Origin of the sequence: Micromonospora sp. NPDC092111, from assembly GCF_044755745.1 — a bacterium.
Lineage (GTDB): Bacteria > Actinomycetota > Actinomycetes > Mycobacteriales > Micromonosporaceae > Micromonospora.
Genome location: NZ_JBIVRQ010000001.1, coordinates 740,043 through 759,338, shown reverse-complemented (window position 1 = coordinate 759,338; position 19,296 = coordinate 740,043). Strand labels below are relative to the sequence as shown.

Here is a 19,296-nt window from a genome sequence, read left to right as displayed (position 1 = left end):
AGCCCCAATTACGCATCCTTCCAGCGCAGGCCCTGGCTACCGCCCTGATACTCCCACTCAAGCACACCGCCATCCTGGCGGACGTCAGGTCAGCTCCCTCACGACGCTTCCGAAGGCCCCCTCATCGAGAGTGCTGCCCGCCCATGATCTCGGTGATCCGGAGGAACCCGTCGATGCCGTGGCCACGTCCGATGGCGCGGCGCGCCAGGCCTTCGGCAGCCCGCATCAAACTTGCGTCGATGCCATGGGCCTCGGAGGTGTGGACGATGTGGGCCATGGACGACGCCGCCGAGGTGATCGGGTTGTCCTCGCCGGAGAACCTGCCGCTGTCCACCTCCTCCGCAGCCTGCTCGAAGAGCGGCGGGAGGATCGCGCCGATGCCTTTGGCGAACGGTGCCAGCTCCCGCGCGGTGATGCCCTCAGCTTTCGCCACCGCCAGCGCGTGTGCGTAGCCCGCCATCGCGGTCCAGAAGATGTCGAGCAAGGCGATGTCGTACGCGGCTGCCCGGCCGATGTCCTCACCGAGGTGGGTATGGGTGCCACCCAGGGCATCCAGCACCGGCTGATGCTGGCGGTAAAGGTCCTCCGGGCCGCTGTGGAGGAACACGGCGCCCGGTGTCCCGATGGTCGTGGTCGGCGTCATGATCGCGCCGTCCAGGTAGTCGATGCCGTGCTCGGCCGCCCAGGTCGCGGTGTCCCGGGCCCGGTCGGGGGTGTCGGCGGTCAGGTTCATGATGGTGCGCCCCTTGAGCGCGGCGGTGGCCGCGCCACGCCGCACGATGGCGTCGACCGCGTCGTAGTTCACCACGCAGACCACGGTCAGCCTGCTTGCGGCGGCAGCTTCCTCGGGCGACCGGGTCCTGACCGCGCCGCGCTCGACCAACTCCTGTTCCTTGCCCGGCGTTCGGTTCCAGACCGTGGTTCGCAGGCCGGCATCCAGGAAGGCGCCGGCCAGGGCCCGGCCCATCGGCCCAAGGCCGAGCACGGTGACGGCAGAATGTTCCGTGTGCGAGGTCATGCCTCAACTCCTAAACGATGTTGAAACACTGATGAATGGAAGGACATTGATGCGCAGTCGTGCTCAGGACCCGACGGTCTGCGGAGTGACCGCCGCGATCGCTGTGATCGACGGCAAGTGGAAGACGATCCTGCTTTGGCTTCTGGAATCCGGTCCACAGCGCCCCGGCGAGCTGCGCCGGCGGCTACCAGGTCTCACCGAGAAGGTGCTGACTCAGACGCTGCGGGAGATGGAGACTGATGGATTGGTCCACCGGGAAGTGCACGATGTGAGGCCGCTAAAGACCGTGTACTCCCTGACCTCGTTCGGCCGCGAACTCTCCGAAGCGCTGGCGCCGGTTTCCGATTGGGGCCACCGCCGCCTGGAGAAGTTGGCCGAGGCCCATCCGGTCTCCTGATACACCCAACCCCTCCATCTCATCTGGACCTGAGGGCCTTTCAGCCCGCACGACCAAGCCTCGGGCCAACCGACGCGACCGACAAGTACCCACAAAAAGGTGGCTACCCCAGCAGCCAGGACTGCCAGAGGACTCCACCAGGCTCGGGGCGGTTCAACTACATCCTCGCTGCCTACAGGGCCTCTGGAACATGATCAGCCGCTCACGGCTCTGCCGAGATGAGAAAGATCGTGTGGGTGCGCCGAATCACCGCAGCGCCGCTGCGAGTTCGGCGGCGTTCTCGAACGCAGGCGCCGCCCTTCCGGTTTCGTCTTCGCGCAACACGACGCGTTCGGCGCGGGCCAGCATCTCGGCCGCGGTCTCTGGGTCGTGCAGCACCATCGCCAGTTCGGCTCGGTAGACCAGCACCTCCACCTGCGCGACCGGGTCGTCATCGGCTTGCGTGCGAGCCAATGCGCCGTCGAGGATCCGGACGGCCTGTCGGACGTCACCAGATGCGTGCCACGAGTAGATCGGGGTCGCCTGCGGCTGTGCGCCTGCCGACATCCCACTGTCAGAGGATGCCCTTGCCCGGGATCGGCGTTCGCCGGCCGCCTTCGGCGGGCGACAGGAGTCGCACCTCTACGCGGACGATACCGTGGATGCTCTCCCACCGACCCCAGCGGCACCAGGCGGCGGCATCAGAAAGCCACACGTCTGCGTACGGGCCAGGTGCACAAGCAGGTACGGCTGGAGCGTACAGAGGTCGATGTTCCAGAAGGGCGACGACGTCTGTCGAGCAGCTTCCCATGTCGCATGACGGACCGCCCTGCCGACTACAATCCGTCACCGCTGGGGTGGTCGCGCTCGCGCCGGATCGCGGCAGATCCGGATGGCAGCTGAGCCGCGACCAATCCGCAGGTGAAACGCTCCGCGAACGACCGCAGGCAGGTCTACCGGTTCGGGGGTCAACGGTCAGTGGAGCTGGACCTCCCACGAGGCAAGGCGTGCTTCTCCAGGGGGAAGCTTGCCAGTGCAGTATTGGTAGAGCCACGTCGCGGCGCGACGCTCGGCGTGCTTCTCGTTGATGGGGATTCCGTGCTCGTCGAGTTCGAGGACGTTGGCGAAGATGGCGAAGCAGGTCTCCATCTGGGACGGTGAGTCCTTCAACTCGTCCCAGTAGTTGATTCCCTCCAACATGGGGTAGCCGACCGAGCCACGCGCGACCCATCCGGCGAAGCGGCGGATCGCTCCGGATGCATCCTCACTCAGCCGGGAAGACATGCGCGGAACCTACCGGTGACGCCAGGCTGCGGTCTACGTGGTGTCACGGTGCTGCGTCCTCAACTCGGCAGCGCCGTGGGCGCTGGCTAGGTTCCGGAGGCCATGTAGGCGGCGAGGATGTAGTTGGGGTGCCGGTCGAGATTCTTGCGTGCTCGGTCGTAGCGCCTGGTGGTTCTGGGGTCGGCGTGGCGGGCGGCGATCTGCACGTCGCGCAGGCTGACGCCGGCGTCGAGCATGGTCGTCACGAACGTGTGGCGCAGCATGTGCGGGTGCATCCTCGGCATCCGGATCCCCGCCGTGTGGGCGAGGTGCTTGAGCCGGCGGGTGGCGGCGTGCCGATCCATCCGTCCACCATGGATGTTGCGAAGGATCGGTCCGGCGGTGCGCTCGTCGACGGCCCGGTCGATAGCTCGGGCCACCGCGGGTGGTAGCGGGACGAGGGCCATCTTGCCGCCTTTGCCGCGTACGCGTAGGACGCGGTGGCCGTGTTCCTTGCCCAGGTCGGCGATGTTCGACCCGCAGGCTTCGAAGATCCGCAGGCCGAGCAGGCCCAGGAGGGCGACCAGGCCGAAGTCGTTCGGGTTCGAGGACTTTCGGGCGGTGGTGATCAGGGCTTTGAACTGCAGGTGCCCCAGGCCGAGGGTCGGCGACTCGGCCGGCACGGTGGGTCGGCGGACGTAGTCGGCTGGCGAGTGCTCCAGGATCGCGTCGATGACGCAGACCCGATAGAAGCCGACCACGACCGACAGCCGGCGGGACACCGTCGAGGGCTGGTACCGGCGGACGTCCTGCAGCCAGCGCACGTACCGCTCGATATCCACCCGCGCCGCAGCCAGCGGGTCAAGGCCGTGCTCGGCGCACCAGCGCAGGAAGACCCGTAGATCGGACTCGGTGTGGACGCGAGTCTGACCACGGTAACGGCCGAGGAAGGCCGACACCGCGGCGCGCACAACGAGTTGATCGGCCAGCACGACAGGAGAAGCGGAAGCAGGAGAGATAGCCATACATCACCGTGCGTCACCACCTGCGATGAACACCAGCCCACCTGAAGCGGTAATTCGGATGGCGGGTCATGATGGTGCGGGGGCATGATCATTGCGTGGATGCCCGCCGATCGGTCGTTCTGGTCGATGACCTCCGTTCGTTCGTGGACGGCCGCAACGCCGAGGTGGCCCGGACGAGCGCTGCCGGAGTCGAGCTTCTCAGTCGATACCAGGACGGGCGCTTGGACGAGCTGTGGCTGGACCACGACTTGGGTGGCGACGACACGATCTGGCCGGTCGTGGAGATCCTGGAACAGGCCGCGTTCGAGAAGCGCCCCCTCGACATCGGCGTCATCAAGGTTCACTCCGCCAACCCGAGCGGCGCCGCGAAGATTGTGCAGGTCCTACGGCACTGGGGCTATCGCGTCCACGTCGCGTCAGGCTCCACGGAAGTCGGCTACCTCGACGCCCGGTAACGAACTGACCCAGCCACCCGACGGGCCATCACGCTTGGATGGCGGCATTTCCGGGCGTCGCGGGACAGCATGGGTAACACAGAGCGTGACGGCCCGGCAGGCTTGCGATTAGCTCACCGAGAAGTTGCGGACTTCCGCGCAGCGGTCACAGTTGTCGGCGCCGACTGTCGGCCCCAGTAGCCCGCACGGCAGGCGCAGGATCCGCCGACCGAAGCGGGGGTTACGGTGGATAATTAACAATCCGACGATGAGGCTGCAAAATGATCAATGTCCAGGAGTTCGCGCGACGGCTGAGTACTCTCGGAGCTGATGCGTTCACCAGCGACGACGTCGTGGACCTGGCGACCGCGGCCGATGTTCGCATCAGCGCAGACGTCGAGATCCACGCCACCCTGGCGCAGCGCTTGCTCGACCAGATCTCGCCCACCCTGCCGGTCACCGGGGCCCAGATCGCGGCGTCGCAATGGCCGCCACCGGAGTCTTCCCGTCCTGCAGCGCCTTCGGTGTCGTTCTCCAGCCCCGGTGCCGTCGACGGACCGGCTGATCAGCCGACCCGACCCCGCAGTTCTGGGTCTGCGGGTAGCGGTCGGCGACCCGGCTCCCGACGAACTGGCAGGTGAAACTGCAGTTCAGCAACCGGCAGACTGCTCGCCGTAGCCGTAGCCGTAGCCGTCGACTACGACGCGAGCTGCGAACCCCACTCTCGCCGCCATCATCGGCTGAACTTCCCTGTCCGGCTCCGTACGCCCGGGCAGGCTCGACGCACGATGATCCCGGTAAAGCACGCGGATCGCGGCTCCGGATCCGGATGTCCGATCATTGGGCTGGATGGCTGGTGTCGAACGATCCGGTGTCGGGACGTGCGCGTTGACAGCGCTCGCAGGTCGGTCTTCGGGTCAGATCTCGCCGTCGCCGAGTTCGCGCAGTGTGCCGTCCGGCATCAAGCGGTGGCGGCGTGGCGGTTGCATGCTCTGCAGGATTCGTTCCATCAGGTCGTCGCGTTCCGCCTGTTCCCGGCCGGTTGGGTCGGCGACGCGGAAGCCGTGCAGGGGAACATCGAACGGATCGATGTCGTCGGGGTCGGGACGGCCCTCGAGGATGAAGCCGAAGAACGCGCGTAGGGCCTGCTCGCCCAGGTCCAACGGGTGGAAGGCAAGAGGGTACGGCTCCTCGCAGAGCATGGGCTCGACGGGATGTTCGCCCGCCCAGTACGGCAGCTCGAAGTCGTACGGCTCGCCGATGTTCTCCCCGATGCCGGCGGCCGGCGAGATGCTCAGCGAGCGGACGAACTCGCCGTTCTCCCACACCGCGAAGCACAGCCGATCGGAGGCCGAATGCATGCCGTGCATGATGATCCGCCGGCCCCCTGCGGCGCGAAGCAGCCCGGCAGGTACCTGCGATGGGAGATCACAGACGAGCCGGAGGTCGCAGAACAGCTCGGCACCAGCCAGGACGGTCGCGTACCTGGTGTCGTCCGGCGGACAACTGTGGTCGCCGAGCGAGCCGTCGCCGATGGGTGTCACCTCGTAGCCGGGATGCATCTCGCGCACAAGGTCTATGACCTCCGCTGGGCGCGACCGGACCGCTCCCCGCAGAGCAGGGCGCAGATCACCCTCAGCGAAAGCGAGCAGTGCGGTACGCGCACCCATCGATCATCGGCCCCCAGCGTCAATGATCACCGCAGACTACACCTAACTCTCGCCTCGGCGAGGCGGCTACAGGCCGTCCACGCTCAACGCCACGCAGCGGTATCCGCCTCCCGACAAGACCAGGCATTCCTTCGATCGGCCGACTGCGACGTTGCGCGACGTGCGGTCAGCGGCATGGCGAGTATGCGACCTGGAGTGCCGGTGACCGACCGGGGTTTATCGGCGGCATGGGGTATACGGATGGTTCATGATGGTGGCCGTGGAGATCGAGTTTGTCACGGGGGATATCACCGCGGAGCGGGTGGATGCGATCGTCAATGCGGCGAATTCGTCGTTGCTGGGTGGTGGCGGGGTGGACGGTGCGATCCACCGTAGGGGTGGCCCGGCGATCCTGGACGAATGCCGCGCGCTGCGGGCCAGCCGGTTCGGCCGGGGACTGCCGGTCGGGCGGGCCGTGGCGACGACTGCGGGCCGCCTTCCGGCCCGCTGGGTCATCCACACCGTCGGGCCGGTATGGAGCGCCACCGAGGACCGATCGGCATTGCTGCGTGACTGCTACCGCAACTCGCTGAGCGTCGCGGCCGAGCTCGGCGCGACGTCGGTGGCGTTCCCGCTGATCTCGTCCGGCGTGTACCGGTGGCCGAAGGAGGACGCTGTCGTCCAGGCGTTGACCGGATTGCAGATGCCGCCGCCAACCATCGAGCGCGTACGACTTGTCCTTTTCGATGATGACACCCGGCAGGCCGCCGAGCGAGCCGGGCGGATGCCTGGCGGTCCGTTCACCCCGCCGCCGCACCACGATTCTGCAAGGGACTGACTCAGGCCGTCGACCAGCGTCACCGCCATGCCGCAGGTGGCGCCGAGCCCTCATGAACGGGTCCAGACACGCAAGATCGTGTGCACGCTCATCGGCAGATCCGGACGCCGAGCGGCGCGGCGCTCGGCGTCCGACCGTTACATAACGTCACCTACTTCGCTCATCGCCAGGTCAGAGGGCCGGTCGCCGGACGCAGACCGAACTCGGCGCGGGTGTGCACGTGCAGCCGTACCTACCTCTGCACTCGGACCTGTACGCCGACACCACATCAGCTCGGCGCTGTCGATCAGCAGATCCCATCAAGCGGTCGGCGGTCGCCAACCCGGGTCGAGGTCTGCAAGAAGGTCGAGCGCGACCTCCCGCTCGTCGTGGTCGAGGCACTCGCGTACGTCCACCACCGTCACGCCGGCCTCGTTGACGACATCAGCGGGAACCATGGCCGCAGCACGGGCGAGTAGATCGGCAACATCCACCTGCGGATTGTTCAACGTCGTCGCAGCATTAGCGCGACGCCTCTCACCGGCGCTCGGATTGGCCGCCCCGGGTGCGACAGCCGTCGGGCGGCGCGTTCGAGTCGGTCAGCTCACGCGAGGGCCGTCGAGATAGCCGACGTCCGTGGAGCCCGACGCGACGCGGACCCGATACCCCCAGCGCCGGAGGACCTGGGCGACCTTCGCGGCGCCGGCCGGATTGGCGGAGTGGACGGTGATGACGCCGACGTCGAAGGGGCACTTGTCGAAGGCAGCCCGTTCCAGAACCTCCACTACCGGCCAGATCGTGTCGTCCCCACCGAGGTCGTGGTCCAGCCACAGCTCGTCCAGGCGCCGGCCCCGGTACCGATCGAGGAGTTCAACTCCGGCGGCACTGGTGCGGGCCACCTCTGCGCCACGGCCATCCACGAACGAACGGAGGTCATCGACCAGGACGATTGTTGGCGGGCATCCACGCGATGATGATGCCGGCACCGTCATCACCTGACATCCGGATTTGCCGTAACCCGCGTACCGTCCTCGCTGTTCCTTCTTCTCCTGCTGGTCAACGTAATGGGGAGGCGGTGGTGATCTTCGCTGGTCATACTGGTGCCTATGAAGCTTGCTGAGGCTCTTGCGTTGCGCGCGGATGCGGCGCGTCGCGCCGAACAACTCCGTGCCCGCATCGTCGCCAGCGCGCGGTTCCAGGAGGGTGAGACGCCTGCGGAGGACGCTGCGGCTCTCCTGGCCGAGGTCGGCGAGGTGCTCGGTGAACTGGAGACGCTGATCCGACGAATCAACCGCACCAACGCCGCCACCGGGGTTGACGGTGGCACACTCACCGACGCTCTGGCACGCCGCGACGTGCTTCGCTTGCGGCACAGCGTGGTCACCTCTGCCGCCGATGCCGCCGTCGGGGAGGGCCAGCGAGGGTTTCGGCAGTTGCGGTCGGAGCTGAAGATGATCCCGGCCCTGCCGGTGGCGCAACTGCGCAGCCAGGCCGACGACCTCGCCCGGCAACTTCGCGAGGTCGACACCCTGATCCAGCGGACGAACTGGGAGGTCGACCTGCTGGACTGACGACAGGTTGCGGAGCAGGTAGCCGACGTGGAGGCGTGCACGAACCCGAGAGCCGGCGGGTATTCCGGCTCACTCCTGGCGCGCCGAGGGCAGGCGTAGGGGTTCGACTCCCTGGCATACATCGCATGCCCAGCACAGGACACAGGTGACGGCGCACAGGGCACGGCACACTACCGGGTGCAGATCCACGACGGTGAGGGTGGGACAGGGGACTTCCGCAACCCGTACTGATATAGCTCTTTCCCTACAACGCTCGATGCCCGCACTGATCCGCCGCTGACCGCCTGTTACGCAGCGTCACAGCCGGTCGATCAAGACGACGCTCGGCCTTGCCGATGGGCGCGCACCCCTGGCTCCCGGAGCGACGTCATGTGACGAGCACGGCGGTGAGCATCGGGAGAAGCGACGCGTGAGCGAGACGCAGGCTGTCCAGTTCGGACGTCTCGAACCACACCACCGCGTCATGCTCGTCCGGCGCGGCGTTGACGGGTGTGCCGGTCCACTTGTCGATCAACCAGATCCGCATGTCGAACGTCGCGGTCCGGATCTCGTGCACCGGCGGGCCGGACGGCTCCGATGCCGTGATTCCCAACTCCTCCCGAAGCTCGCGGACCAGGCTCTCTTTCGGATCCTCCCCCTCCTCGACGTGACCGCCCGGCAGGTCCCACACGTCGGGATACCAACGGCGTGCGGCGCTTCGATGACACAGCAACACCCGATCGCCGTCGCGAAGAACGGCCGTCACAATTCGGACCGGACCGGAGTCGTCAGCGGAGATCGTCATCGGCACATTCTGACCCATGCGGATCTGCCGCCGGTCGCGCACGGGAACAAGCCACGGCTTCACTGCGATCTGAATCCGTCGGCCGGGCGACGAACCACCTATCACCCGGGGACCGGCGAGCGCTCCGGGCGGCGTCGGCCAGCAGCGGGGTGAACCGTGGCACCCATCGTCCGGTGCCCGGGTGTCGCCTCGGGCGCCGTAGCCCCGGTCAGTGGTAGCGCCAGCGGACCGCGCGAATGTCGATTGTGCGCCGGTCCGGCTTCGTGTCGAGCCGCCCACCGATCACCTGCCGTCATCGCTGATGCTCACCGCGTCCGCACCGTACCGGCCGGTGCGCCCGTCCAGGTCGGGCATTCGCACCAGCCCGTCGTCGGTCAGCAGTCCGGAGTTGATGTGGTCGACCAGGCCGACCATCCATCCTCGACCGTTGCCGGCGAACGGGTAGAGCTCGGCCGGCAACGGGGCGACCCGCCGTGGGCCAGGTGGCAGCGGACCGCGTGCATGGACCCGTCACCCTTGCGCCGGTACGCCCTTCCGGTGATCCACTCGCCATGGAATGACGTGGGCGCGAAGTCGGTCGCCGTACCCCCGGTGACCGACGGCAGCGGCAGCAGCTCGGGCTTCCCGCCGGACCGTCAGACGACCGCCCGTGGCGCCCCCTGGCGGCTGTTCTGGATCTTGCCGACGACCGTGCCATCGGAGTCGACGCCGATGGCGGCCGCTGGCCACTTCGGGCCCGGCAGCGGCAGTCGGGCATCCGGCTACCTCGGTCAGTTCCCACCTACAGACAGCGGTTGGTCGGAAACGGTTGTACGGGCCTGCGAAGCGCTTTCGGCCACTCGGTCGGGCAACCGATCCAGCGAGGATGCCGTCTCCTATCCGGAGTCTCTACCGAGGAATGGGGAGGAAGCGGTGTTGACAGGACGTGGCAGCGGGTTTTCGAGACAGGTCGGGGTGGTCGCGGGCGCGATCGCGTTGAGCCTCGGTATCGGTGGTGGCAGCGTGGTGGCCCAGCCCCCGACGAAGCCCCCGACGAAGCCCACGACGCGGCAGCAGACCGGCGCCGAGCGGGACGGGCCGGTGCTGCCGGCCGGCAAGACGTACACCCTGACGTTGTTGACCGGTGACGTGGTGACCGTCGCCGGGCGGGGCTCGGCCTGCCCGGCGGTCACCGTACGGCCGGCGAAGCCGAACGGGGTGCAGTACCGCAGTTGCGGGCCGGACGGCCACTTGCGGGTCGTGCCCGCAGAGGTCGCCGGGCTGCTCGGTTCGGTGCTGGACGAGTCGCTGTTCGACGTGACGGCGCTGATCATCGACGGCTACGACGACGCGCACAGCCGGGAACTGCCGCTGATCGTGCGGCCCGGCGACGCCGGGGCGCGGACGGCGACGGCGCTCGCCGCGGATCCGCTGACCGCCGGTCTGAGCCGGCGTCGGGCACTACCGGCCATCGCCGCGGTGGCCGGGCGGCAGCCGAAGCAGAGCGGGGCGGCGCTCATCCGTACCCTGCGGTCACGGGCTGCGGGGCAGCACGCCGGGCGGGCCGCGCAGGCCGGCCCCCGGGTGTGGCTGGACCGGCGGGTTCGCGCGGCCGGGGTGCCCGCTCCGGTCGCGGCCCCGCCGCTGAGCAACGCAACGGCCCCGCCGCCCATCACGGCGGTGCCGACCGAGGCGGCCGGGATGCCGGCCCGGCGCGAGTCGGCAACCGGTGGCCTGGACGGCAACCTGACCCAGATCGGCGCCCCGACGGCGTGGCAGGCCGGGGTCACCGGGGCGGGTGCCCGGGTGGCCGTGCTGGACACCGGGGCCGACTTCACCCATCCGGACCTGGTGGGCCAGGTGGTGGACCGGGCCGACTTCGGCACACCGGGTGGGGACGCGGTGGATCGCATGGGGCACGGCACGCATGTCGCGGCGACGATCGCCGGCACCGGCGCGGCGGCCGGCGGCGAGCGGCGCGGTGTCGCTCCCGGCGCGAAGCTCCTGATCGGCAAGGTCCTCGACGACGACGGCTTCGGCACCGAGTCCCAGGTGATTGCCGGGATGGAATGGGCGGCAGCGCGCGCGGACGTGGTGAATCTGAGCTTGAGCAGTGACGAGCGGAGCGACGGCAGCGACCCGTGGTCCCTCACCCTCGACGAGTTGACCCGGCAGCACGGCACGCTCTTCGTCGTGGCCGCCGGCAACGACGGCCGCGTCGGCTTGATCACCGCGCCCGCCGCGGCGAGCACGGCCCTCACCGTCGGTGCGGTGGACCGCAGCGACACGCTGGCCCCCTGGTCCAGCCGAGGGCCGGTGGTCAACATCCGGGCGGCCAAGCCGGAACTGGTGGCTCCGGGCGTGGACATCGTGGCCGCGCGGGCCGCGGGCACCCTGATGGGCGCCGCGCTCGACGCCCGGTACACCATCGCCTCGGGCACCTCGATGGCCACTCCGCACGTCGCCGGGGCCGCGGCGCTGCTCGCGCAACGGCACCCCGACTGGCGGGCCGACCAGCTCAAGGCGGCCCTGGTCGGTGCGGCCGACCCGCTGCCCGGCGCGGACAGCTACGCGGTCGGCGCCGGACGGCTCAACGCCGCGCGGGCGCTGACCGGAGTGGTCGCCGGGCAGGACGTGGTCAACCTCGGCACCTTCGACTACCCACAGTCCGGCGTCGCGTCGATGCCGCTGGCCTGGCGCAACACCGAGCCGCGGGCGCTGAGCCTGGAGCTGGGCCTGACCGTCCGGCACCGCGACGGCACGGCCGCGCCGGCCGCCGCCGGGACGCTGTCGGCGAGCTCGCTGACGGTCACCCCGCGAGGCACCGGGCGGATCACCCTGCGGATCGACCGGGCCCGGCTCGCCGGGAAGCCGGGGCTGTACACCGCGGTCGTCACCGCCCGGGCCGCCGCCGGGTTCGTGGCCGTCACCCTGGTCACCTTCTACGTGGAACCGCCGAGCTACGACCTGACCCTGAGCGCGACGACCCTGCCCGACGCCCCGCCGGGGATCACTCAGTCCGGCGGGGTACGGGTGGTGAACCTCGACGACCCGGCCGTCTTCGCCGAGTTCACCAACGTGGCGCCGGACGACCCGGCGACCGTACGGGTGCCGGCCGGCCGGTACACCGTCGCGGGCTACCAGATGGAGATCGACTGGGACACCTGGGCGAGCCGGATGGCGTTGGTCGGCGACCCGGAGGTGCTGGTCGACCGCGACACCGCGTTGGTGGCCGACGCCGGGCGGGCCAGGCCGCTGCGGGCTAGCGTCGACGGCGCGTCGACCGAGGCCAAACAGGTGAGCGTCATCTACCAGCAGTACGCGCCGAACAACACCCTGGTCAGCGAGGAATTCGCGGCCGCCTGGGGTGCTGACGCCCGCCGCTGGGGCGTGTACGCGGCGCCGATGGTCGAGCCGACGGTCGGCAGGTTCGAGGCGTACACGACCGTCAGCCTGCGGGCGCCCGGTGAGCAGCCCAGCCCGTTCGTCTACGAGGTGGTCCGGGCGCTGCCCAGCGGCATTCCCGCCGACCTGTCGCAGCGGGTGACCGCGAGCGAGCTGGCCACGTTTGCCCGGATCGACCAGCGTTTCCACCGGCTGGACAAGCCGGGCTCCACCACCGGCCACCAGCGGTACGGCTGGACCGCCGACCACCTGAACGTGCTCGATACCTACACCGAGAACGTCCCGACCAACCGGGTGGACTACCTCTCGCCGGGCTTCTTCTACGACGACGAGGCGTTCTACTCCGGTCCGAACAACGACAACGATGCGGTCACCCAGGAGGCGCATCGCCGGTACGCGCCGGGCAGCCGGCACAGCAAGACCTGGGTGCGTCAACCGCTCCGGCCGGACTGGTACGACGATCCGGCGACGTCGCTCAGCTTTTGCCGGCCGGAACCGGTCCGCCGCACCCGGGGCAACCTGCACGTCCACCTGGTCGAGCTGGCCGACCAGCACCAGCGCTTCGACTGCCTCGGCGGCTTCGACGAGTTCGAGGAACTGTCGAAGCGGAAGCTGGCCCTGTACCGCGACGGGCGCCTGGTCGGCGAGCACACCGGGTCGTCCGGCGACTTCACCATCCCGCAGCAGGCGGGCAACTACCGGCTCACCCACGACCTGGACGCCAGCGCGGTGCTGCCCGTCTCGACCAGGGTGAGCACCGCCTGGACGTTCCGGTCCACCGGGCCGTCCGACCTCAGCAGCGTCCCGGTGCCGCTGCTGTCGGTCGACTACGCGCTGCCGTTGGACGCCGCCAACCACCCGACCGGCGGCACGGCGGGTTTCACCGTGCACCAGGCGCACGGCGTGGCGAAGCAGCGGGTCACCGGGTTCGAGCTGTGGACCTCCACCGACGACGGCACCACCTGGCGGCCGGTCAGCGTACGGGCCGGCGACGACGGCGACTTCGCCGCCGCGGTGCCGCAGCCGGCCGCCGGGCAGGCGGTGTCGCTGCGGGTCAAGGTGACCGCCGACGGCGGCAGCGGGATCGACCAGACGATCATCCGGGCCTACCGGGCCGGCTGACGCTCGACCGGCGCCCCGGTGCGGTACGGCCGTACCGGGGCGCCGGCAAGCCGATGAGGTGGACGCCGCTCATCGCTGAGGTGACGGTGGATCGTTTCGGTGGTGCGCGTTTGTCGGTAGGTTGAGGCTGCCTCGGTGTGCGGCCACGGGGCTTCGTCAGGTGGCCGGTCCGGGGTGGCGCTGAGCGGACAGGGGAGGCCCCTCGGATGAAGATCGTCGCGTTGTCCTGTACGCAGAGACGTCTCCCGTCGCTGACCGACGCGCTGCTCGAGGCGGCGATCACCGGCGTCGTCCGGGAGGTCGGTGACGCGGAGATCCAGCGGATCCGGTTGATCGACCATCGCATCGCGATGTGCGAAGGCGAGGACACCTGCCTTGATCCCGAGGTGGGCCGGTGCACGCTCGACGACGACTTCGAGCAGGTCGTCGAGCTGGCCGAGGGTGCGCAGGCGATGCTGCTCGCCATGCCGGTGTACGCGGGAAACGTACCCGCGGTGCTGAAGATCTTCCAGGAACGCCTGAAGAGCTTCATGAACGTCCGGCAACGCCCGTTCGGCAACCTGCTGGTGGGGACGATCGTGCATTCGCGCACGATGCTGACCGAGCCTGCACTGGCCTCGCTGTTCCCGTGGTACCTGCGCCTACGCAACAAGAACGTCGCGTCGGCGTGCTTCACCCAGAACGACCATCAGGACCTGACCCGCACCGCGGCGATCGACCTGTGTGTGGCCGTGGGCCGGCAACTCGGCATGACACTCGACGTCAGCCGGTCGCCGGCCGACGACCGCACGGCACTGCCGTTGGTTCAGTCACCGGTTCGTCCGCGGTGCGGTGACCCGGCCGCGTCCTCTCCTGGAGCGTGAGGAGAGTCCGCGCGCCAGGTGCACCCGTCGCCCGCCTGTTCGCACGACACCGTGACGTCCGGTTCCACGTAGCGGGCGGCGATGGCGGTGTTGAGTTCCTGGCAGTACGGGCACGGTGACGAGAACGTCAGTACGACGCCGGCGCGGGCGGCCCGTTTGCGGTACCGGAGGATCCCACAGTCGGCGTTGCGCAGGACGGTGCCCGAGGGCTGGGGCTCACTGGTCACTGCCGAGTCGTACAGCAACAGTTGACGCTGCAGCCGGGTCATGAAGTGATCGGTGGCGGACACCCCGGCGGGCCGTTGCGCCTGCAGTAGCTCCGCGGTGATGCGGGAGTTCGCCTGGATCCACGCGGCCAGGCCCGCTTCGCCGTGCTCTCCCAGGATGAACTCCTCTGCGGCCGCCTGGGCCTCGAAGAACCGCTGGCGCCACAGGTCGACCTTCTCGGCCGGGTCGAGGGGAGACGGTTCACCGGTCATCGTCCGCCTCCCTCCCGGTGGCGCCGTCCAGTTCGGCGAAGACCTCCTGGGCGACGCGCAGCCCGTTGTTGGCGACCGGCCAGCCACCGTAGTAGGCGAGCTGGATGATGACTTCGACGATCTTCTCTCGGGACATCCCGAGGTGCAGGGCGGCACCGATGTGGCCGCGCAACTCCCAGTCGGTCCGCGCCAGCGCGACCGCGGTCAGCGCGACCAGTTCGCGCTCCTCGACGCTCAGGTGCGGGCGGGTCCAGATCTCACCGAACAGGTGGTCGACGGTGATCTGCAGGAACTCCGGGTAGGAACCCGGGCGCGGTTCGCGGCCGAAGACCTGGTGGAACATGGCCTCACCCCGCTCACGTCGGGCAGCCGGCTGATCCATCGGTCAACTCCTTCATGTTGGTCGAACAGTTGGCAACGTCCACGACGCCACGAAGGCGACGACCAGCAGCGCGGCGCCGCTGCCGAAGGCGGCCGGGACACTCACCCGCTCGGCGACGAGCCCGACGACGACCGGTCCGACCACGGCGCCGACATCCGTGCACATCGAGAAGACGGCGACGCCACTGCCGGCCTGGCCGGCGACGACGTCCCCGATCAGCGCGGCCGGTGCGGCATTGAGCAGCGCCGATCCCGCCGCGTACACACTGAGCAGGACGACGAGCCAGGCGTACCGGTTCACGAACGCCAGGGCGGTGATCGCCGCCGCGGCCACACCGGTGCCGGCGATCATGGCGGGCCGGCGGCCGGCCCGATCGACAACCCGGCCGGCCGGCATGATCAGCAGTGCCTGGACGACGGCGGATATCGTGAACGCCCACCCGACCCACGTCACGTCGTGTCGCCACGCCACGACCACCGTGGGGACCAGGGCGCCGCGCAGTCCGAACAGGACCCATCCCTGCGCCGACGCGGCGAGGCAGGCCACCAGGTAGCGTCGATCCCGCAGCAGGACCGGTAGCCGGACCACCGCACGGCCAGGCTCTGCGCCGGCAGTTCGACCGGTGCGCAGCACCGCCAGGGTCAGCACCGCGGCGGCCAACAACAGCACGGCGTACGCCAGGAACGGCGTGGACAGGGAGATGAGCGCGAGGAGCCCGCCCAGTGCTGGTCCGCCGACCCCGCCGAGGAGGAAGCCTGCTTCGAACACGGCGCTGGCCCGGCCCCGCTGGTCGGCCGGCGCGATCGCCAGGAGGGTCGCCAGTGCGGACACCGAGAACAGCACCGAGCCGACGCCGCCGAGGCCGCGGAACACGAGTAGCTGCCCGTAGGACCCGGCGAACGCCGTCAGGGTCGAGGAGACCGCACACAGCAGCAGGCCGGCGACCAGGACCCGCCGCTCCCCGAAACGCACGGCGAGCCGGCCGCAGAACGGACTGGTGGCCAGCCGCATCAACGCGAACAGGGCGACGAGCGCCCCGATCTGGGTGGGCCCGGCCCCGAACGTCGCCGCGTACACCGGGAGCACCGGGAGCACCAGTCCCAGGCCCAGCATGACGCAGCCACCAACGACACTGAGGACGTAGACCTCGTGAGGGAGACCCGGCTGGGCGGCGGCAACGGGTGGGGCGGTGCCAGGGCCGGCCGCCGTCACTGGTCGGTCACAGGATGATGCTGAGCTTTCCGTGCTCGTACAACGTCTCGTGGTCGAGCACCACGACCCTTCGCCGGACCCGGAACGACTCGCCCTCGACGACGAGCTCGAACCGGCACTTTCCGACGTAGGCGTCGGAGCGCCCGTGCCCGAACCGGTATACGACGACATTCGCCGCCACGTCGAGGTGCGTGCCCCGATCGGTCAGGATCTCCACGTTGCTGATCATCCGATTCGTCCGCGACCGAGGGTTCTCGCACCACACCTCACCGTTGAGGAGTTGTTCGATCCGCTGACGTAGCCGGGCAGCATCGTCGTCGATGAGCCCGAGCGCGTCGGCCTCGCCGCGGACGTCGGTGGCCGGCACCGAGTAGCGGATGTCGTCGGTCAGCATCTCGTCGTACCACTCGAGCAGGCGCCACTCGTCGAGCAGCCGCGCCTCACGGAAAAGGAACTGGCTCACCCGGTGCCACAACCGCAGCGGGGCCGCTTCGTCGACCGTCAGCTCGATGGTCATCGTGGTCCTGCCCCCTGCGTCTCGGCCCGGTGCGCGACCTCGGGGTGACCGTCGTCGCCGTGCATCAGCCGGTCCCACTGCCGCCAGAACTCGCGGGCGGGAAGCTCGTCGGTCGTCTCCGGGACCTGCTTGTTCATCCCGCGTGACAGGTCCGAGTAGCGGACCGTGCGGTTGAGATAGCCCCGCTGGCACGATTCGATGATCTCGATGTCGTCGGGGGTGGCGAAGCCGGCGGGGCCGAGGAACGTCAGGTAGTGACTCTTGCGGAGTTCCCGGATGTCCGGATCCTCGTCCTTGGGGGCCAGGGCGACCGAGGTGATGGCCATCTGGCCGGCGCCGACCGGGTCGATCTTGCGGATCGTGATCGCGATCGCGTCGATGATCATCAAGTTGGGGAAGATCAGCACCGCCCGATTGGTGCCGGTGATCCGCTCGGCGCGTTCGGCGCCGAACCGGTCGACGAACCGTGCGGCCGTCGCCTCGATCCGTGGCCGGACCTCGGCGCCGAACATCGGCGTCCAGTAGGCGAGCGGGCGGGCTGCCGCCGGTGGCAGCTCGTTGGCTCCATGCCCCAGTCCGAGGGCGCAGCCGAAGCCGCCTCGTCGTCGTGGTGGCACCGACCCCAGCGACTCCATGTAGCCGACGTACCGCTTGTGCAGGGCCCGGAAGTGGTAGATGTCGACGCTGTTCTCCATCATGAGCTTCCAGTTGGCCCGCGCGCCGTGGAGTTGCGCACCTTGGATCACCTCCATCCCGACCTCGGACTGGTCGTCGATCAGATCGAGGTACTCCGTCGCACCCGCCAGGTACTCGGTCAGGGTGCGCGGCTGCTCCGGATCGAAGGTGACGAACACGAAACCGCGGTAACCGTCACTGCGGTGCTGTGCCAGGCCGAAGTCCGCCTTCCGGAAGCCCGGCCCGTACCCGTCCGGGATCGGGACCCCGACCAGGTCGCCCTGGTTGGAGAACGTCCAGTCGTGATACGGGCACCGGAACGATCTGGCCTGCCCGGCCGGCTGCGAGCAGATCAGCGCCCCGCGGTGCGGGCAGCTGTTGGCGAACACCCGGATCACCCCGTCGGACCCACGCGCCATGACCACCGGGCGCCCGCCGACGTCGCGGGCCACGTAGGAGCCCGGCCCGGGCACCTCCGACTCGTGCCCGACGTACAACCAGCAGCGATCGAAGATCCTGGTCATCTCCCGGGCGGCCAGGTCGTCGTCGGTGTAGGCGCGGCGATCCACCCGGAACGAGAGGCGCTCAGGATCGTCGAACACGATCGGGTCGCCCACCGGCCGCTGCGGTTCACGCGTCACGGCTTCCCTTCCGCTGTAGCGTCTCCACCGTGCTGATGACCAGCTCGGCCGTGCGGGCGGCAGAATCGCCGCACTCCGGCTGCGCGGCGCGCAGCCGGGCACGGTAGTCGCGGGCGGGATCGAGCAGATCGGTGACCGCGTCAGTGACCGCCTGCGCCGTGACGCCGGCCGGCTCCAACGCCGTCCCGAAGCCCGCGCTGCCCACGAAGTACGCCTGGACCGGCTGATCCACCGCCAGCGGGATCACCAGCATCGGTGTCGCCGCCCGGATCGACTCCGCCACGGAGTTGTATCCGCCGTGGGTGATGAACACGTCGGCGCGCTCCAGCACCTCACGTTGCGGCAGATACGGGGCGGTGAGCACGTCGTCGGGCAGGGCGAGTTCCTCGGCGAGATCTCCTACCGCAGCGATCACCTGTGCACCGGTCGCCGCGGCCCCGGTGATCACCGTGCGCAGCAGGTCCGGCCGCCGGTAGAAGATCGTGCCGAAGGAGACGTACACCACCGGGCGGTCGGGGTCGATCCGATCCAGGCCCGAGAAGGTGACCTCGTCGCCGCGGGTTCCCGCCGCACCCGGCAACCCGACCAACTGCACACCGTCGTCGGTGACCGCGTCGTCCCCGACGAGAGCAGGAATCGTCGGCATCACATTGAGAATCGGTGAACGCGCCGAATGAGTCCGGGTCGACCACAACACCCCGTGCCTGGTCAGATAGTCGCCGACCTGCTCGTCGTACGGCCAGCGACCCCGTCGATGTTCGCTCGGGCATACCCCGCCCAGGTTGGCCCAGATCATCCCGTACGGCACGCCGGACGCCTGCGCGCCGACCATGGCCGCCGCCGTGACCGGCAGCGAGTCGACGAGCACGAAGTCCGGCGCGGCCGCACGGAGCGCGTCGGCGGTCTGGTCCGCCACCGGGGACGACTCGAGCATCGGGCCGATCTTCGCCGGGTCGCCGCTCCACGGCGCCATCTCGACCTTCCCGATCGTGTGGACCTGCGTCCTGCCCAAGGCCCGGTGACGTTGCTCGTCGAGCGCGCCACCGTCCGCGGACAACAGCATCAGCGCCACCTCACTGCCGGC

21 protein-coding genes are annotated in these 19,296 nt (G+C 69.3%); 6 read left to right on the top strand and 15 right to left on the bottom strand.

Annotated features, from left to right (window positions below; genetic code table 11):
• Window positions 1-121: 121 nt before the first annotated feature.
• On the bottom strand, window positions 122-1,018 hold the full coding sequence (locus tag ACIQG9_RS03120; RefSeq protein WP_400397923.1) for an NAD(P)-dependent oxidoreductase: 897 nt from the start codon (window positions 1,016-1,018) through the stop codon (window positions 122-124).
• An 85-nt stretch (window positions 1,019-1,103) separates the two neighbouring features.
• Here ACIQG9_RS03120 and ACIQG9_RS03115 point away from each other — a divergent pair, with 85 nt between their 5' ends.
• Entirely contained in the window at window positions 1,104-1,415 is a 312-nt protein-coding gene (locus ACIQG9_RS03115) for a winged helix-turn-helix transcriptional regulator (RefSeq protein ID WP_400397921.1), read from the top strand.
• Window positions 1,416-1,661: 246 nt separating this feature from the next.
• On the opposite strand, the gene ACIQG9_RS03110 is transcribed toward ACIQG9_RS03115, so the two are convergent.
• From ACIQG9_RS03110 to ACIQG9_RS03100, 3 genes are all read right to left on the bottom strand, one after another.
• Window positions 1,662-1,961: a hypothetical protein gene (locus ACIQG9_RS03110; protein WP_400397919.1), complete on the bottom strand. Its 300-nt coding sequence runs from the start codon at window positions 1,959-1,961 to the stop codon at window positions 1,662-1,664.
• Between the two features lie 408 nt (window positions 1,962-2,369).
• Window positions 2,370-2,678, bottom strand: a complete 309-nt coding sequence (locus ACIQG9_RS03105; RefSeq protein WP_400397917.1) for a hypothetical protein — start codon at window positions 2,676-2,678, stop codon at window positions 2,370-2,372.
• Window positions 2,679-2,764: 86 nt separating this feature from the next.
• Window positions 2,765-3,628, bottom strand: a complete 864-nt coding sequence (locus ACIQG9_RS03100) for a tyrosine-type recombinase/integrase (protein ID WP_400397915.1) — start codon at window positions 3,626-3,628, stop codon at window positions 2,765-2,767.
• Window positions 3,629-3,777: 149 nt separating this feature from the next.
• On the opposite strand from ACIQG9_RS03100, the gene ACIQG9_RS03095 reads away from it, so the two are divergent.
• The gene (locus ACIQG9_RS03095; protein WP_400397913.1) at window positions 3,778-4,137 is read left to right on the top strand and encodes a cyclic-phosphate processing receiver domain-containing protein; all 360 of its coding nucleotides are present in this window, start codon (window positions 3,778-3,780) and stop codon (window positions 4,135-4,137) included.
• Between the two features lie 896 nt (window positions 4,138-5,033).
• Here ACIQG9_RS03095 and ACIQG9_RS03090 read toward each other — a convergent pair.
• Complete coding sequence (locus tag ACIQG9_RS03090) at window positions 5,034-5,786, bottom strand: DUF6928 family protein (RefSeq protein ID WP_400397912.1); 753 nt, start codon at window positions 5,784-5,786, stop codon at window positions 5,034-5,036.
• A 259-nt stretch (window positions 5,787-6,045) separates the two neighbouring features.
• Between ACIQG9_RS03090 and ACIQG9_RS03085 the strand changes: the two genes are divergently transcribed.
• Entirely contained in the window at window positions 6,046-6,603 is a 558-nt protein-coding gene (locus tag ACIQG9_RS03085) for an O-acetyl-ADP-ribose deacetylase (RefSeq protein WP_400397910.1), read from the top strand.
• A 299-nt stretch (window positions 6,604-6,902) separates the two neighbouring features.
• On the opposite strand, the gene ACIQG9_RS03080 is transcribed toward ACIQG9_RS03085, so the two are convergent.
• On the bottom strand, window positions 6,903-7,076 hold the full coding sequence (locus ACIQG9_RS03080; RefSeq protein WP_400397908.1) for a hypothetical protein: 174 nt from the start codon (window positions 7,074-7,076) through the stop codon (window positions 6,903-6,905).
• Window positions 7,077-7,181: 105 nt separating this feature from the next.
• On the bottom strand, window positions 7,182-7,574 hold the full coding sequence (locus ACIQG9_RS03075; RefSeq protein WP_400398771.1) for a cyclic-phosphate processing receiver domain-containing protein: 393 nt from the start codon (window positions 7,572-7,574) through the stop codon (window positions 7,182-7,184).
• A 114-nt stretch (window positions 7,575-7,688) separates the two neighbouring features.
• On the opposite strand from ACIQG9_RS03075, the gene ACIQG9_RS03070 reads away from it, so the two are divergent.
• The gene (locus ACIQG9_RS03070; protein WP_400397907.1) at window positions 7,689-8,153 is read left to right on the top strand and encodes a DIP1984 family protein; all 465 of its coding nucleotides are present in this window, start codon (window positions 7,689-7,691) and stop codon (window positions 8,151-8,153) included.
• Between the two features lie 367 nt (window positions 8,154-8,520).
• On the opposite strand, the gene ACIQG9_RS03065 is transcribed toward ACIQG9_RS03070, so the two are convergent.
• Together ACIQG9_RS03065 and ACIQG9_RS03060 are read right to left on the bottom strand one after the other, a co-directional pair.
• Window positions 8,521-8,937 carry an NUDIX domain-containing protein gene (locus ACIQG9_RS03065; RefSeq protein ID WP_400397905.1) on the bottom strand — a complete coding sequence of 139 codons (417 nt, stop codon included), beginning with the start codon at window positions 8,935-8,937 and terminating at the stop codon, window positions 8,521-8,523.
• A gap of 282 nt (window positions 8,938-9,219) precedes the next feature.
• Window positions 9,220-9,396: a hypothetical protein gene (locus ACIQG9_RS03060; protein ID WP_400397904.1), complete on the bottom strand. Its 177-nt coding sequence runs from the start codon at window positions 9,394-9,396 to the stop codon at window positions 9,220-9,222.
• A 453-nt stretch (window positions 9,397-9,849) separates the two neighbouring features.
• Between ACIQG9_RS03060 and ACIQG9_RS03055 the strand changes: the two genes are divergently transcribed.
• Window positions 9,850-13,443: a S8 family peptidase gene (locus ACIQG9_RS03055; protein WP_400397902.1), complete on the top strand. Its 3,594-nt coding sequence runs from the start codon at window positions 9,850-9,852 to the stop codon at window positions 13,441-13,443.
• A 206-nt stretch (window positions 13,444-13,649) separates the two neighbouring features.
• Window positions 13,650-14,306, top strand: coding sequence for a flavodoxin family protein (locus ACIQG9_RS03050; protein WP_400397900.1), 657 nt, complete (start codon window positions 13,650-13,652; stop codon window positions 14,304-14,306).
• On the opposite strand, the gene ACIQG9_RS03045 is transcribed toward ACIQG9_RS03050, so the two are convergent.
• From ACIQG9_RS03045 to ACIQG9_RS03020, 6 genes are read right to left on the bottom strand one after another with little or no spacing between them, the layout of a single operon-like run.
• Window positions 14,249-14,785, bottom strand: a complete 537-nt coding sequence (locus ACIQG9_RS03045; RefSeq protein ID WP_400397899.1) for a hypothetical protein — start codon at window positions 14,783-14,785, stop codon at window positions 14,249-14,251. The two genes, ACIQG9_RS03050 and ACIQG9_RS03045, sit on opposite strands and share 58 nt — an antisense overlap.
• The gene (locus ACIQG9_RS03040; protein ID WP_400397897.1) at window positions 14,775-15,167 is read right to left on the bottom strand and encodes a carboxymuconolactone decarboxylase family protein; all 393 of its coding nucleotides are present in this window, start codon (window positions 15,165-15,167) and stop codon (window positions 14,775-14,777) included. Before ACIQG9_RS03040 ends, ACIQG9_RS03045 begins: the two co-directional genes overlap by 11 nt.
• Before the next feature lie 12 nt (window positions 15,168-15,179).
• Window positions 15,180-16,379, bottom strand: a complete 1,200-nt coding sequence (locus ACIQG9_RS03035; protein WP_400397895.1) for an MFS transporter — start codon at window positions 16,377-16,379, stop codon at window positions 15,180-15,182.
• Between the two features lie 7 nt (window positions 16,380-16,386).
• Entirely contained in the window at window positions 16,387-16,896 is a 510-nt protein-coding gene (locus ACIQG9_RS03030) for an aromatic-ring-hydroxylating dioxygenase subunit beta (protein ID WP_400397893.1), read from the bottom strand.
• Window positions 16,893-18,212 carry an aromatic ring-hydroxylating dioxygenase subunit alpha gene (locus ACIQG9_RS03025; protein WP_400397891.1) on the bottom strand — a complete coding sequence of 440 codons (1,320 nt, stop codon included), beginning with the start codon at window positions 18,210-18,212 and terminating at the stop codon, window positions 16,893-16,895. Before ACIQG9_RS03025 ends, ACIQG9_RS03030 begins: the two co-directional genes overlap by 4 nt.
• Complete coding sequence (locus tag ACIQG9_RS03020) at window positions 18,202-19,275, bottom strand: glycosyltransferase (RefSeq protein ID WP_400397889.1); 1,074 nt, start codon at window positions 19,273-19,275, stop codon at window positions 18,202-18,204. The genes ACIQG9_RS03025 and ACIQG9_RS03020 overlap by 11 nt, the downstream gene beginning before the upstream one ends.
• Window positions 19,276-19,296 lie beyond the last annotated feature (21 nt).